A 14,479-nucleotide genomic window follows, 5' to 3' on the forward strand; every position below is an offset into this window, starting at 1 on the left:
CACTTCCTCTGGTTTACATTATCACTGTAACAAAGCTGCATATTGCATCCGCAACATACGGGCCTTATCCAATTAATTAGGATCATCCATCAGCACGGACACGAAACCTGTTTTTGCAAATTTGATCAGCAAACTTGCAGAAATCTCCGAAAGAGATTTGATGGATCAGCATGCAACATGGCCTGGAGGCAATTTCGTGACTAACAAACAGGACAAAACAGAAAAGCTGGGCATAAACACGCGATTGACGCGCGATGGTTATAATCCACGCGATTATCACGGCTTTATCAATCCACCCGTTGTGCGCGCTTCTACAGTGCTTTTCCCGGACGCCCAGACCATGGCAACCGGCAATCAGAAATATACTTATGGCACGCGTGGAACACCGACCAGTGAAGCGCTATGCAAAGCGACTGATGCACTCGAAGGTTCAGCAGGAACTGTATGCGTGCCATCCGGTCTTGCGGCTGTCACAATTCCACTTCTGGGCTTTTTGTCGCCCGGCGATCACGCGTTGTTTGTCGACTCAATCTATAATCCGACCCGTCATTTTGCTGATACAATTCTCAAACGCATGGGGATTGAAGTCGAATATTATGATCCTGAAATCGGTGCGGGCATAGCAGCACTTATGCGCCCCAACACAAAAGTCGTGTTCACAGAATCGCCTGCTTCCAACACGTTCGAAATTCAGGATATTCCAGCCATTGTTGAAGCGGCGCACAAAGCTGGCGCTATTGTCATGATGGACAACACATGGGCGACACCGCTTTACTTTAAGCCGTTGGATTTTGGCGTCGACATCAGCATTCATGCCTCCACGAAGTATCCTTCGGGTCATGCAGATATTTTGTTCGGTACGATTTCTGCCAATGAAAAATGCTGGCCACAACTGCTGGAAACACATGGCACTCTCGGGCTATGTGCCGCTCCTGATGATGCATATCAAATCCTGCGTGGTTTGCGCACGATGGGCGTTCGTCTTGAACATCACCGTAAAAGCGCGCTTGAAGTTGCGCATTGGCTCGAAAGCCACCCCGCAGTTGACCGCGTTCTGCACCCTGCCCTTGAGAGTCATCCAGGACATGAACTCTGGAAACGTGATTTCAAAGGCTCATCAGGTGTCTTCGCTTTCGTGTTGAAGACCGGTTCACGCGCGCAAGCACATGCATTTTTGAATGCGCTTGAAATATTCGGCCTTGGCTATTCATGGGGCGGATATGAAAGCCTTGCAAATGAAGTTGGGCTGAAAGACCGCACCGTCGCTAAGGGCGATTATCCCGGTCCGGTTATTCGCTTGCAGATCGGCCTTGAAGATGTGCCAGACCTGATTGCCGATCTCGAAAAAGGCTTTGCAGCAATCTGAGTTAGATCTGCACTTCGATGACACCAAACCCATCGCAATCCATAGTGGTTGCGATGGGTTTTTATTAGATATTACTTGATATTAAATGGTAATTTGCGGGCAACGATAGCGCTTTATCGGCTTCCCTCACCGCCCGAAACATTTATACTTGCCGCTATCGGCAACGGAAAACGGCTTGGGTCAGTGCTATCTTGTAACTTCATCAGAAATCATTTCAGCTCTTTTCTGAAAGCTATCCTTGCTTTTTTGGTCCTGACTGTTTCACTGATCCCCGCGAGTGCACAGGATGCACCACTTCGACAGGTAAAAGTGGGCGTCTATGTCAGCGAACCTTTCGTCATCAAAGAAGGTGACACCTATAACGGTATGGCGGTTGATCTCTGGCGCGACATTGGCACGCGTCTTGGATTGGTTTCACAATTTGTCGAATATCCGAATTACACAGAACTGGTGAAGGCGGTTTCTGAAAATCAAGTCGATGCGGCCGTAACCAATCTCACAATCACAGAAAGCCGTGCGGAAGTCGTGGATTTCACGCATCCCTGGTTTGATGCCGGGCTACGTATTTTGATTCACACCGAAGCCGGAAACGGATGGGACGACCTCATCGGCGGGCTTGAGAATGCCGGGCACTTGGCAACTTACGCGTGGATAGGCATCGTGATTTTGATCGCCACAATCGCTCTCACTCTTTTTGACAGGCGATTTGATGAGCACTTTCCACGCCGTTGGGTAGAGGGCCTAGCCGAAAGCTTTTATCATGTCGTTTCACTCGCAACGTCAGGGAAAAGTTCGCGTAAAAACCTATTTGGCTGGGCAGGTCGAATATGGCAGGCATTCTGGCTCGTCTTCGGTATTGCCGTGGTGGCCTATGTCACTTCATCGGTCACAAGCGTGATGACCGTCACGCATATCAACACCAAAATCAATAATCTGGCAGACCTTCAAAACAAGACTGTTGGCGTGCGTACGGGCAGTATTGCGCAACAGCTACTTACATCCCGTTCTATTTCTACAGTGACTTTTGATCACCTGCCAGAAGCTGTTTCTGCACTCACAAATGATGAGATTTCAGCGATTGTTGGCGACAGTCCCGTGCTGGAATATTACGCGCATAAGAATCCGAATGAACCCGTCGAGATGGTTGGCAACACGTTCAGCCCTGACAAATATGGCTTCGCTTTTCCACGCCACAGTGATCTCGTAAAACCTGCCTCCGTGGCGATCATCAGCCTTCAGGAAAATGAAACTTTGCATGCTTTGAAAGTGAAATATTTCGGGCCAGAAGAGTGAACGAACACGTGAAGTGTAACGCCTTCACTTGTCCATTTCGCTTGCGCGTGAAATGCGATAAAGAACCATTCAGCGAATTACATTCTGACTTCAGGTGCGTTTTGCACCAAAGGAAACTGCTATGATGAACTGGGTTTTTGTATTGCAAGGCTTCATTGCTATTGGCCTCGCTGGGCTCGCTATTGCTGTTATTCTGCGTCATCGCAAATCCAAATAGATTTCATAAACAACGGAACTTACTTCCCCTGTTCATCGTTTATTAACCAATGAAGTTGTTCAGGAGAACTCGGATGAAACTTACGTTCAAAGCGGCACTTATAGCCTTGGGTGTATTCTCCGCAGGCGCCGCTCAAGCAGCAAACGCGATTGTCACAACAAGCCTCAATGTACGAACTGGTCCGGGAACAGGTTATGCCTCGCTAGGCAGTATTCCAAGCCGCGCACCTGTAAACGTGCAGGGCTGCACTTCGGGCTACGGGTGGTGCCAAGTCAGCTATGGCGGTCTTTCTGGCTGGGCATCTTCGCGTTATCTGGCAATGCGGGAGGGCGGTAGCAATGCGTCGTCTGATGATTTTAGTCGCAACGCAGCGCTCATCGGCATTCCTCTTATCGCGGGCCTAGCGATCGGCGCAGCTGTCAATGATCGAAATGACCGTTGGGATCGCCGCGATTACAACCGCCGCCATTGGGATCGGGGGGATCGCGGACGCTGGGATCGACCTTATCGTGACCGTGGTCAAAGATGGAGATCAAATTCCAGCGATCGTGGCAATGGACCACGAGGACAATAAATACCCGAAAAACAAAACGCCGCAGATTATGCGGCGTTTTTCAATTCTGAATTATGTCGCTTTGATAAGAGTAATTCGCGAAAGCGCAGTCACTTTTGAAACAACTCAACAGCGCTCTTTGAACTCTAAAAATTATGAGTTGGAATTTTTGAATATTAATGACGCTAAGTCATTGTTTTGATGGCGATCCCGACTGGATTCGAACCAGTGACCTACGGCTTAGAAGGCCGGTGCTCTATCCAGCTGAGCTACGGGACCTCACCATCAGAAACCGGCCATAGCACAAAGCATAAGGCCGGTGAAAGCTGTTAATGCGTCCAAGGCTGTGGACGATAGAAGCTAAAATTATCCGAATAGGATACTTTGCGACGTGTCACTTCATGCGGTTCGATCACGCGATAAGCAATACCATTGCGGGTAGCATATTCAATCGCATCTTCGCGGCTATCGAAAGACAGGCGAATCTGGCTCTTCATATCACCCGAAGAGGTGTAGCCCATAAGCGGCTCGACCTTGCGAGCGCTTTCTGGTTCATATTCCAGAAGCCAGTTATCCGTTTTGGCTTTACCAGACTGCATCGCTGTCTTAGCTGGACGGTAAATACGCGCAACCATTTGAAGAACCTTGATCTATATTCTTAAACCCAGTGACGGGCAGTAATTTCAACAAGGGAATAGTTCACGCGTCATACCATGTCAACGCGATAAAGGCGCACGTCACAGCATACGACTGCGACATTGTTACTTGATAAATTGTCTTGAAAAATGGTCGGAGTGGAGAGATTCGAACTCCCGACCCTCTGGTCCCAAACCAGATGCGCTACCAGACTGCGCTACACTCCGATGCTTTGTAAGCGGCTCTTCCCTAGATAATCAGCGAACATAAAGCAAGTGCTAAAAGGAAAATCATAGATCTTTATTCACACACAGTTCGTTACGGGGCTTTGTTAACATTTCAGCATGCGTCAGGAACCAACAATTCGCTCAAGCGTTTTAAAGGCATCGTTAGAATTTCAGGAGTTCCAGAGTGAATCGCAACGGTCTTTATCTTATTATTGGTGCTCTTATTGTCGTCGTGGCGGGTTTTGCCGTTTACACCTATCAGGAGGAAACCAAGCCCTCCGGAATTGAAATGAAAATCGGTGAAGGCGGCGTTTCCATTCAGGAAAACTAATCCTTTAGAATGAGAAAGATGCGTCAACGTGGCGGAAAGTTGTGAGTCTAAATCGGTTGTAAACATATAAACCGATTAAGATTTCAAATGCTTACGGTTTGTGATGCAACGATTCTTTGCACTCCATGTTATTTGCCTGCCAAGCCAATGGAGGATCGAATGGACATCCAGACTTCAGATGCACTTTATCGTCGCCACGAAAATGAGTGGGCTGCAATCCGCAATGCGTTGCAGCAAAAAGAAGCCAGTGAGAAACGCGTCGCTTCTGCTTCGGGCGTAAGTTTTTCGACGGAAAAGCCATCCGTACAGGAATAGACTGATTTAACACTTTCATTCAAAAACGCCGCGATTGCGGCGTTTTTTATTGGCCGAACAGCGCCATGAAATCTTAAATTCAAGAAAATTCATTTGGGATTTTAATAGCGTCCGCTACTTTCTCCATATTGAAACAATTTCATCACCTTAGGATCAGGAAATGTCAGAGAAAAAAGTAGCAATCATCACAGCAGGCGGCAGCGGTATGGGCGCGGCCTCAGCCCGGCGTCTGGCCGCAGACGGCTTTGTTGTCGCCATTCTTTCATCGTCGGGTAAAGGTGAAGCCTTGGCCAAAGAGCTTGGTGGCATTGGTGTAACGGGCTCTAATCAGTCGGTTGATGATCTCAAAAAGCTCGTCGATCTGACAATCGAAAAATGGGGGCGCATTGATACGCTCGTTAACAGCGCGGGCCACGGACCCCGCGCACCGATTCTCGATATTACCGACGAGGACTGGCACAAAGGTCTCGACACCTATTTCCTGAATGTCGTTCGTCCGAGCCGTCTCGTAGTGCCATACATGCAAAAGCAGAAATCCGGCACAATCATCAACATCTCGTCTGCATGGGCATTTGAGCCAAGCTCGATGTTCCCGACATCAGCCGTATTCCGTGCTGGCCTTGCTTCGTTCACCAAGGTATTTGCGGATACCTATGCTGCGGACAACATCCGTATGAACAACGTGCTTCCAGGCTGGATCGACAGCCTGCCCGCAACTGAAGAACGCCGCGACAGCGTGCCCTTACAGCGCTATGGCAAAAGCGAAGAAATAGCAGCAACCGTCGCGTTTCTTGCGTCAGAAGGTGCTGCCTATATCACAGGCCAGAATCTGCGCGTGGATGGCGGCCTCACTCGCTCTGTCTGAAGTTAAACCCCGGTAACCAAATGCCAAGGAAGACATATTAGTGTCTTCCTGTAGCGATTCGGACAGGGGACAAGACATATGGCAACACGGAAACGGAGTTCCCGCCCTGCAAAACGCTCTACCGGGCGTTCGACCAGAGGCAAGGGTAATTCAGGTTCATCCGCGCCAATTCTGGCACTTGGCGCCATTCTTGCGTTGGGTGCATTCAGCCTGTGGACCACGGCACAGCACAAGAGTCCGCAAGCTGCTTTCACTGCGCTTTTTCAGCGACCTGCTCCGAAAGCCACTCCATCTGCTCCGGCCAGAACCGAAGCCAGACAACCTGTCGATAAAAAAACTCCCGCTAAAGATTATGCTGGTGCTGTTGGACCTGTTCCGCGCCCTGCAGTTGCTGTTGCGCCCACGCAGTCTAAGCCTGTTCAGCAAGCCGCTATCCAAGCTCCAAAGCCACCCATGCCGACGCAAAAAATAGCGCCTCCACCGCCACCTCCGGCGTCTGCTCGTGCATTGCCAATGCCACCGCGCGGCACAAATACACCAGCGCATTCGCCGTCTGTGATCTACGCCCGCACAAAACTCACCATTCACAAGAATGCATGGGATAAATCACCCGCTATCGGTACGGTCGAAAGCGGACGCGAAATGCGCTCCTATGGCAAGACAGGCAAGTGGCATCGCGTCGTCGTTCCATCAACCAATATGATTGGCTGGGTGCATGAAGACGAGTTGCGCGGTGGCCGTAATAAGCCAGACACTGCGCAAATGATGACGACAGGTTCAGTTACAAAGAAGCCAGAACCGGCAAAACCTGCGCAGGTTCTGACCCAGAAGGCTCGCATCCAGCCGCCAATGGCCGTGGGACAGAAAAACTAATTCTTTCTGGTGGCCTTTGCCATGGCAGCAATTTGCGCGTCACCCGGCAGATAGTCGAATCCAATCGCAATCAGTGACGACGTATCGGCGACCATGTCGCCAAACAATTGCTCATAGAGCGTTTTTCTGCCGACCAGCGTCAGTAATGTTTTCATCATGAAGGCTGGCACAGAGATCAGTCTTGGGGGACGGTCCAGCGCTTCGCGGGCTTTTGAAACCAGTTCGCGTGTTGAACGTGGTTCCGGCTCTGCAAGATGAAAGATTTTACCTGAGACCTGCTCTGATTGCGCGGTGGTAAGAAATACGAGCGCGCGAGCAACATTCTCAAGCGACACAAAGCTGCGCCGATTATTGGCCGCTCCAAATGGCAGCGGCAAAGCTGTGTCGCAGAGCTTCATCAACGCCCGAAGATTGGCACGCGCATCTGGTCCATACACAAGCACAGGTCGCGCGATAACGACTTCGATTCCGTGCATTGTAAGCAGCGCAGATTCAGCCTTGGCTTTGGCACGGCCATAATCATCGCGCGGTGATAATGGCATATCCGGCGTCAGCGGTGATGGATTGCCTGCAATTGTGTAGATTGTCGATACGAAGATAAAACGACGGACACCGCATTGCTTTGCTCTTTCTGCAAGCGCAACGGTCAGGCGGTGGTTGACGGCATCAAATTCATCCGCCTGCGGGCGTTCGGCACCAGTTCGATGGGCAAGAGCAGCACAATGAATAACGGTATCAACATCCGTGAAATCGGGCTCAGACAAATCATGGCGCGAAAGCGCGACAACCTGATGCCCCTCGCCGATCAACTGCTCAACAACAGCGCCACCGATGAATCCACTGGCTCCGGTGACAGCTACCTTCATGCCTTATCGTGACCAGTTTCTGATAAAACCTGTGCGGCAAGAGTGCGCGTGATACGGGTCTTTTGCTCCATCGCTGCACGATCAAGGCGATCGACAATCTGGATCGCAGACAAAAGCGAGCGCTCAATGCGGCTAACCAGATAGCTCACCACATGCGGCTCGACACTGATCTGTCGATCAGCGAAAAGCTTGTGAATGACACCGCCAAGCAACATATCGTCCGGCTCTGCAATTTCTACAACCGTTGCTGCCTTGAGGCGCGACGCAAGATCGGGAAGTTTGACTTTCCAATTGGCTGGCAAAAGACGAGATGTCATCAGCAGCGATGGTCCCGGACCAAGCGCTGCATTCTGCCGAACACTATTGATGAGATGAAACAGGCCCGTTTCATCAAAACGTGCACCACCGATATTATCAATAAGTACAGGATATTCGGCAGCACCGTGCACCACGGTCTCACTGATGGACTTTGGATCCGCTAACAGCGCGCCTGTCGCCGCACGCCAGACTTCCGCGAGATGTGTTTTGCCTGCTCCCGTCGGGCCAGCCAAAATGACCACCGGCGAAACCCAGTTCGGCCAGCGATCAATAAGGTCTACCGCCGCGCGATTTGACCCCGTGACCATAATGTCTTCACGGTGATAACCGGGCTGATGCTCAAGAGCGAGCGGAATCTGACGCGGTGCGTCACTCATCGCTTTCTCCTGAAAATCTCACCCGGTTACGTTCTAATTTCATTTCTCTTTGCCTGCATTGTCGCCAGCTTCGATCAGCAGCCCCTCATCGGGTTCAGAGCGCTTATAAACCGGATCATACATCGGAGAATGGAGATAGCGATTCAACGCAAAACGCACAAGCACCCCAACTGCCGCCGCGGCAGGCACAGCAACCAGCATTCCGGTGAAGCCAAACAGAGAACCGAAGGCGAACAGAGCAAACATCAGCCAGACCGGATGCAGCCCTACGGAGGAGCCAACAAGCTTCGGCTGAAGGATATTTCCTTCCACAAATTGCCCCAGGAAAAACACGCCTGCGACAGCCACAATCATGATCCAATCTGGCCAAAACTGCACCAGTGCAACACCGATTGCGAGCGCCAGTCCGACGAAGGAACCAATATAGGGAATAAAGCTGATTAGACCTGCAAAAAAGCCGATCAACAGGCCGAAATTAAGTCCGGTCAAGGTCAGGCCAATGGCATAATAAGTGCCGAGGATGAGGCACAAAGTACCCTGCCCGCGAACGAAGCCGGCAACTGCTGCATCCATGTCACGCGCGATGCCGCGAACGGTGTAAAGCTGCTTGCGCGGCACCCATGAATCGATGCGGTCAACCATGCGATCCCAGTCGAGAAGCATGTAGAACGCGACCACTGGCGTAACGATGAAAAGACCCGCAATATCAATCAGAGATTTCCCCGAATTCCACAGGGACTGAAGCAATGTGGATAGAAAACCAGCCCCTTGCTGAAGCAGTGCGCTGAGGTTTTCCTGAATGACGGAACTGTCAATGCCGATGTAGCGCTTCAGCCATTGCGAGTTTTCATTCGCCATAAGCGCCTGGAGCTGGGAGATGTAATCCGGCAGTTTGGAGATGAAATCGACAAGCTGCGTCGCAAGGATCGGAATGATGATCATCAGCCCAACGACGAGGATCATCAGGAACAGCAACAAAATAAGAATGGTTGCAGCTAAACGCGAAAGCCCCAGTTTCTCTAGCCGGTCAGCAACCGGGTCAAGGAAGTAGGCGAGCGCCATACCAGCCACGAAAGGAAGCAAAACCGGGCTGAAAACGACCAGAAACAACAGGAAAATGATAAGCGTTCCGGTCCAGAACATCGCCTGACGACGCACGCCAGATCCTGTGAAGCCACCGACTTCGACATTGACGTGAATATCGCCATCACGCGCCACAGCTTCGGACTGCTGTATCGATTTGCTCGCTGTATCGCTCGTTTTCGCGCTTAGGGCCGCGGGTTTCTTGACCATGTTAATCCATTCTCTGCAAAGACAGGCCGGTAGCACTATTTGATCATATAGCTATATTACTATTTTTGAACGATGGCTGAGAAAGATAGTCGGTCCAACGCACAAACAATGCAATGCACATGCAAGAGACAAGTTCCAGTGCAAACGGGTTGGTGACTATAAATCCTCACGCTGGCAATTTTCCGCAGATTCCTGCGCTGTTTTGCGCTTTTCCGGCTCTGTGGCCTTGCAGGATAAGCCATCTCATGTCATTGCGCCCTTAAATATCCACTCCCAGTTTCAGGAGCAGGTCATGACCGTTGAAAATAACTCCACCCCAAAAAATGGACTGACCTATGCGGAGGCCGGTGTCGATATTGATGCGGGCAACCTGATGGTCGACAAGATCAAGCCGCTTGTTCGCTCCACACGCCGTCCCGGCGCTGATGGCGAAATTGGCGGCTTTGGTGGTTTGTTTGATTTGAAAGCTGCAGGCTTTACCGATCCTGTTCTGGTTGCGGCAAATGACGGTGTCGGCACCAAGCTCAAAATCGCTATCGACGCAGATAAGCACGACACCGTTGGTATCGACCTCGTCGCCATGTGCGTGAATGATCTTGTCGTTCAGGGCGCAGAACCACTTTTCTTTCTCGACTATTTTGCAACCGGCAAGCTGTCACCTGATCAGGGTGTCGCTATTGTTTCCGGAATTGCGGAAGGTTGCTTACAAGCTGGTTGCGCGCTGATTGGTGGCGAAACCGCTGAAATGCCGGGCATGTATCGTGATGGCGATTATGATCTTGCAGGTTTTGCTGTTGGCGCAGCTGAGCGCAATCGTCTGCTCCCACAGGGTGATGTTGCAGAAGGCGACGTTATTCTTGGTCTTTCGTCATCCGGCGTTCACTCCAACGGTTTCTCGCTCGTGCGCCGCATCGTTGAAATTTCTGGCCTTGGCTGGAAATCCGATGCGCCGTTCGCAGAAGGCAAGACACTCGGCGAAGCGCTGCTGACCCCTACCCGTATTTATGTGAAGCCGCTGCTTGCTGCAATCAAAGCATCAGATGGCATCAAGGCGCTTGCACATATCACTGGCGGCGGTTTCCCAGACAATATCCCACGCGTTCTGCCGGAAGGCTTGGCTGCTGAAATCAACCTCGATGCAATCGATGTTCCAGCCGTGTTCTCCTGGCTTGCCAAGACCGGCGGCGTTGAGCCACTTGAAATGCTGCGCACTTTCAATTGCGGCATTGGCATGATCGCCGTTGTCTCGCCAGACAAGGTTGATGAAGTCGTTGCAGCACTCGCAGCTGAAGGCGAAAACGTTGTCACGCTCGGCCGCATGGTCAAGCGCGAAGGCGAAGGCGTTGTTTATCAAGGCACGCTTGCACTATGAACCGCAAACGGGTTGTCATTTTCATCTCGGGCGGCGGCTCCAATATGGAGGCGCTGATCCGCGCTGCTCAGGCACCCGATTTTCCGGCTGAGATCGTCTCAGTCTTCTCTGATAAGTCAGATGCAGGTGGCCTTGCGAAAGCGCAGGCCGCTGGCATCGCAACACGTGTTTTCAGCCGCAAAGATTATGCCTCCAAGGATGCACATGAAGATGCAATTCTTGAGGCGCTTGCAGCATTGAACCCGGATATTATCTGCCTAGCAGGTTATATGCGACTGTTGTCAGCTAAGTTTATTGCGCCTTATGAGGGCCGCATACTCAATATCCACCCTTCTCTGCTGCCGCTTTTTGCCGGGCTGCACACGCATCAGCGTGCGCTTGATGCTGGCATGAAACTCGCTGGCTGCACCGTGCATCTGGTGACTGAAGGCATGGATGAAGGCCCTATTCTAGCGCAGGCCGCTGTCCCCATTATCGACGGCGACACCGAAAGCGCGCTTGCCGCGCGCGTCTTGAAGGCAGAGCATAAGATTTACGCGCTTGCGCTCAGCAAGTTTGCCAGTGGTGATGCAGAAACTGGCTTGTCGCAGGATGCGATGGTTATCAGTGCTTAGCTTATCGGCATAAATAAGCGGCAATTTCATCACACCCTAATTTTTTTGTTAACAAAACTTTAATTCTCGCGAAAATGCCCTAATTGAGGTTCGTAAGGGAAGCTGCTTCGGCAGCCCTTGAGATTCGCATAAGCGTCTCTTCCAGTATGTGTTTATTTTTAGAGGACAACATCATGTCTCTCCGTTTTTCGACTTCCTTCCTGTCAGCCATGGCTGTTGGTTCAGCTATCGCAATGACTGCTCCTGCTATTGCTGCGGATTATGTTGCGTCGCCTTCATCGGCTCGCACACAGCCGCGCTCCGAAGTCGGTACACTGTCTTGCGAGCTTTCACCTGCGATCGGTGTGATCATTGGTAGCCAGCAAGATGTTGATTGCGTGTTCAAGCCAATTCGCGGTCAGGGACCAGTAGAACGCTATACCGGCAACATCACCAAGCTCGGCGTCGATGTCGGCTTTGTAAATGGCGGCCAGCTTGCATGGGCTGTTTGGGCTCCAACCGTTCGCCCAGAAGGCGCGTTGAAGGGCCGTTATGTCGGCGCATCAGCTAACGCAGCCATCGGCATTGGTGCTGGCACCAACGTTCTGACTGGCGGTTCGTGGAAGACAATTTCGCTTCAGCCGATCTCGTTGCAGGGCCAGAAGGGTCTTAATGCAGCTGTTGGCTTTTCGAAGCTTAAGCTGAACTACGCAGGCTAATTCAGCTCTGTAAATTCAAAGCCCGCGCCGAACATAAATTCGGCGCGGGCTTTGTTGTAGATATTTAACGCGCATCCCGAAAATCGATTCTCACTTTTCGGGATGCGCTTCAAGCGACTTTTCTCACCCAGATTTTCGTGTCGTGAACTGCCAAGCCCCCATAAGGGGCGGCAGGCTCAGCACCGATCAGCGTATTGATCCCCTCTCCGCGCTCAAATGTCGAATTTGGGAAAATACCCTCGGACACAACAACACCGCGTTTTTGACCAGCGCGCAGCACGGCATGAAGAACCACTTCGCCGCGATGATTGCCAATTTCGATCCGTTCACCGTCCGCAATATCAAGTTGAGCTGCGTCATCCGGGTGAATGAGAAGCTCTGGCCTAATCTCCTTGGCAAGCGACGTTGCGGTTTCGGCAAAGGTCGAGTTCAGGAAATTATGCGCCGGAGACGTTGCAAGGCGGAATGGATGCTCAGCATCCACAGCCTCGATCACATTCCAGTGGTCCGGAAACTCGGGCATGTTGTGATGTGGACCTTGCAGACCCATCACTTCCGGCGGCTTATTGGGTGACGGGCTACCCGTCCAATCCGGCTTGAAACGGAACTTGCCATCAGGCCATTTGAAACCATTGATGTAATGCGCCTCTTCAAAAGGCGGCTGCAAATCCACAAAACGCTTTTCTTTGAGTTCGTCGAAATGCGGCAGATCGCTGTTGGCGTTCATATTGTCGATCAGCGTGCGCTCGTCGACATGAAAGCCGGGTAGATGCGCGACGCCCAATCGATCAGCCAATTCGTTAATGACAAAAATATTCGGACGCGCTTCGGCGAGCGGTTCGATCAGCTTTGGACCGAGAACCACATGCTGCTGTCCGCCACCGCGATAAATATCATTATGTTCGAGAAACGTTGTCGCTGGCAGCACAACATCAGCCATTTTAGCCGTATCCGTCATGAACTGCTCATGCACGGCGACGAACAGGTCTTCTCGTGCAAAGCCTTTGCGCACAAGGCGCTGTTCCGGCGTTACGTTCATCGGATTGGTGTTTTGGATCAGCATCGCCATGACAGGCGGGCCGCCATAAAGTGCTTCACTATCGCCTGTCAGAATGCGACCGATCTTCGACTGATCAAGAAAGCGCAGGCTCTTATCCTGCATCGCCTGACCTTCGATCTCGCGCTTATCCATCTTGAAGATGCCGGAGTTCGAGTGAAACGCTCCGCCGCCTTCGTGCAAAAACGCGCCTGTCACACAGGCGATAGACGCCGCGGCATGCATACTCACCGCACCATTGCGCTGGCGTGTGAAACCGTAGCCGAGACGGAAATAAGTGCGCTTGGTTGAGCCAACCAGATGCGCAAAAGCTTCGATTTCCTCGACGCTCAAGCCGGTAATCTCCGCAGCCCATTCCGGCGTGCGGGTGGCAAGATGCGCTTCCAGTCCTTTTGGATCGTCCGTATAGCGATTGAGATAATCCCAATCGGCAAGACCATCGCGAAACAGCACATGCATGACGGCACAAGCAAAAGCGCCATCTGTGCCGGGTTTCAGCACAATGCCCATATCTGCCTGCCGCACTGTCGCATTGGCGTAAATATCGATGACAACGATCTTCGCACCGCGATCTTTGCGCGCTCGCACGGCATGGGTCATCACATTGACCTGTGTCGCGGCCGCATTCGTCCCCCAGATGACGACGACGTCAGCCTTTGCCATCTCGCGCGGATCTGGGCCGGTCAGACTGCCGGTTCCCGCAAAATAGCCAGTCCATGCCATATTGGTACAGAAACTGTCGAACTGGTTGGAATAGCGCTTGGCATAACGCAGACGGTTAATGGAATCGCGCTGCACCAGCCCCATGGTTCCAGCGTAATAATATGGCCACACGCTCTCGCTGCCATATTGCTCTTCAGCCTTGATGAAACGCTCGACGATCAGATCAAGCGCCGCTTCCCATGATGCCTGTTTCCACTCACCATCACCCTTTCGTCCGGCGCGAATGAGTGGATGCTTCAAACGATCGGGATGATGAACGCGCTCGGCATAGCGCGCAACCTTGGCGCAGATAACGCCAGCGGTGTAGCTGTTGTCTTTCGCACCGCGTACACGACCAATGGTGCGTTCATCCAGCAGCTCAATATCAAGCGCGCAGGTAGATGGGCAATCATGCGGACAGGCGGAATGTCCAATGGTGATATTTGATTTGGGGGACGTCTGGCTCATAATGCTTTTTTAGCGCAAGCGAAGTTCGGCAGAAACGA

General features: G+C 51.7%; 15 protein-coding genes and 2 tRNA genes. 10 read left to right on the forward strand and 7 right to left on the reverse strand.

The window, feature by feature from the left end:
- The first annotated feature begins 160 nt into the window (after positions 1–160).
- The 3 genes from J2782_RS05345 to J2782_RS05355 all read left to right on the forward strand — a co-directional run bounded on the left by J2782_RS05345 (position 161) and on the right by J2782_RS05355 (position 3,450).
- Positions 161–1,366 carry a cystathionine beta-lyase gene (locus J2782_RS05345; RefSeq protein ID WP_404989590.1) on the forward strand — a complete coding sequence of 402 codons (1,206 nt, stop codon included), beginning with the start codon at positions 161–163 and terminating at the stop codon, positions 1,364–1,366.
- Positions 1,367–1,612: 246 nt separating this feature from the next.
- Positions 1,613–2,659 carry a transporter substrate-binding domain-containing protein gene (locus J2782_RS05350; protein WP_310010562.1) on the forward strand — a complete coding sequence of 349 codons (1,047 nt, stop codon included), beginning with the start codon at positions 1,613–1,615 and terminating at the stop codon, positions 2,657–2,659.
- Between the two features lie 290 nt (positions 2,660–2,949).
- On the forward strand, positions 2,950–3,450 hold the full coding sequence (locus J2782_RS05355) for an SH3 domain-containing protein (protein ID WP_310010563.1): 501 nt from the start codon (positions 2,950–2,952) through the stop codon (positions 3,448–3,450).
- Between the two features lie 181 nt (positions 3,451–3,631).
- Here J2782_RS05355 and J2782_RS05360 read toward each other — a convergent pair.
- The 3 genes from J2782_RS05360 to J2782_RS05370 all read right to left on the reverse strand — a co-directional run bounded on the left by J2782_RS05360 (position 3,632) and on the right by J2782_RS05370 (position 4,292).
- Positions 3,632–3,708: transfer RNA gene (locus J2782_RS05360), tRNA-Arg, on the reverse strand.
- 50 nt (positions 3,709–3,758) lie between these two features.
- Positions 3,759–4,064 (reverse strand): ETC complex I subunit, encoded by a 306-nt coding sequence (locus J2782_RS05365; protein ID WP_250039560.1) that lies wholly within the window; start codon positions 4,062–4,064, stop codon positions 3,759–3,761.
- Positions 4,065–4,215: 151 nt separating this feature from the next.
- Positions 4,216–4,292 (reverse strand) — tRNA-Pro (locus J2782_RS05370).
- 184 nt (positions 4,293–4,476) lie between these two features.
- On the opposite strand from J2782_RS05370, the gene J2782_RS05375 reads away from it, so the two are divergent.
- The 4 genes from J2782_RS05375 (at position 4,477) to J2782_RS05390 (ending at position 6,676) form a co-directional block, all read left to right on the forward strand.
- A complete protein-coding gene (locus J2782_RS05375) occupies positions 4,477–4,623 on the forward strand; it encodes a hypothetical protein (protein ID WP_250039559.1) in 147 nt (48 codons plus the stop codon).
- A 159-nt stretch (positions 4,624–4,782) separates the two neighbouring features.
- Positions 4,783–4,938 (forward strand): hypothetical protein, encoded by a 156-nt coding sequence (locus J2782_RS05380; RefSeq protein WP_310010564.1) that lies wholly within the window; start codon positions 4,783–4,785, stop codon positions 4,936–4,938.
- 160 nt (positions 4,939–5,098) lie between these two features.
- Positions 5,099–5,803, forward strand: a complete 705-nt coding sequence (locus tag J2782_RS05385) for an SDR family oxidoreductase (RefSeq protein WP_310010565.1) — start codon at positions 5,099–5,101, stop codon at positions 5,801–5,803.
- A gap of 78 nt (positions 5,804–5,881) precedes the next feature.
- Positions 5,882–6,676 (forward strand): hypothetical protein, encoded by a 795-nt coding sequence (locus tag J2782_RS05390; RefSeq protein ID WP_310010566.1) that lies wholly within the window; start codon positions 5,882–5,884, stop codon positions 6,674–6,676.
- Here J2782_RS05390 and J2782_RS05395 read toward each other — a convergent pair.
- Genes J2782_RS05395 through J2782_RS05405 form a run of 3 tightly spaced genes read right to left on the reverse strand, consistent with a single transcriptional unit; the run spans position 6,673 to position 9,530 of the window.
- Positions 6,673–7,542 carry an NAD-dependent epimerase/dehydratase family protein gene (locus J2782_RS05395; RefSeq protein ID WP_310010567.1) on the reverse strand — a complete coding sequence of 290 codons (870 nt, stop codon included), beginning with the start codon at positions 7,540–7,542 and terminating at the stop codon, positions 6,673–6,675. The two genes, J2782_RS05390 and J2782_RS05395, sit on opposite strands and share 4 nt — an antisense overlap.
- Complete coding sequence (hdaA, locus tag J2782_RS05400; protein WP_310010568.1) at positions 7,539–8,237, reverse strand: DnaA regulatory inactivator HdaA; 699 nt, start codon at positions 8,235–8,237, stop codon at positions 7,539–7,541. Before hdaA ends, J2782_RS05395 begins: the two co-directional genes overlap by 4 nt.
- Positions 8,238–8,276: 39 nt before the next feature.
- On the reverse strand, positions 8,277–9,530 hold the full coding sequence (locus J2782_RS05405) for an AI-2E family transporter (RefSeq protein ID WP_310010569.1): 1,254 nt from the start codon (positions 9,528–9,530) through the stop codon (positions 8,277–8,279).
- 292 nt (positions 9,531–9,822) lie between these two features.
- Here J2782_RS05405 and purM point away from each other — a divergent pair, with 292 nt between their 5' ends.
- From purM to J2782_RS05420, 3 genes are all read left to right on the forward strand, one after another.
- Positions 9,823–10,902: a phosphoribosylformylglycinamidine cyclo-ligase gene (purM, locus tag J2782_RS05410; protein WP_310010570.1), complete on the forward strand. Its 1,080-nt coding sequence runs from the start codon at positions 9,823–9,825 to the stop codon at positions 10,900–10,902.
- Positions 10,899–11,516, forward strand: a complete 618-nt coding sequence (gene purN, locus J2782_RS05415) for a phosphoribosylglycinamide formyltransferase (protein WP_310010571.1) — start codon at positions 10,899–10,901, stop codon at positions 11,514–11,516. Before purM ends, purN begins: the two co-directional genes overlap by 4 nt.
- A gap of 173 nt (positions 11,517–11,689) precedes the next feature.
- Complete coding sequence (locus tag J2782_RS05420) at positions 11,690–12,214, forward strand: DUF992 domain-containing protein (protein WP_310010572.1); 525 nt, start codon at positions 11,690–11,692, stop codon at positions 12,212–12,214.
- A gap of 109 nt (positions 12,215–12,323) precedes the next feature.
- On the opposite strand, the gene J2782_RS05425 is transcribed toward J2782_RS05420, so the two are convergent.
- Positions 12,324–14,441, reverse strand: coding sequence for a molybdopterin oxidoreductase family protein (locus tag J2782_RS05425; protein ID WP_310010573.1), 2,118 nt, complete (start codon positions 14,439–14,441; stop codon positions 12,324–12,326).
- Positions 14,442–14,479: the final 38 nt, after the last annotated feature.

This window comes from Brucella pseudogrignonensis, assembly GCF_031454375.1.
GTDB classification, from domain to species: Bacteria; Pseudomonadota; Alphaproteobacteria; order Rhizobiales; family Rhizobiaceae; genus Brucella; species Brucella pseudogrignonensis_A.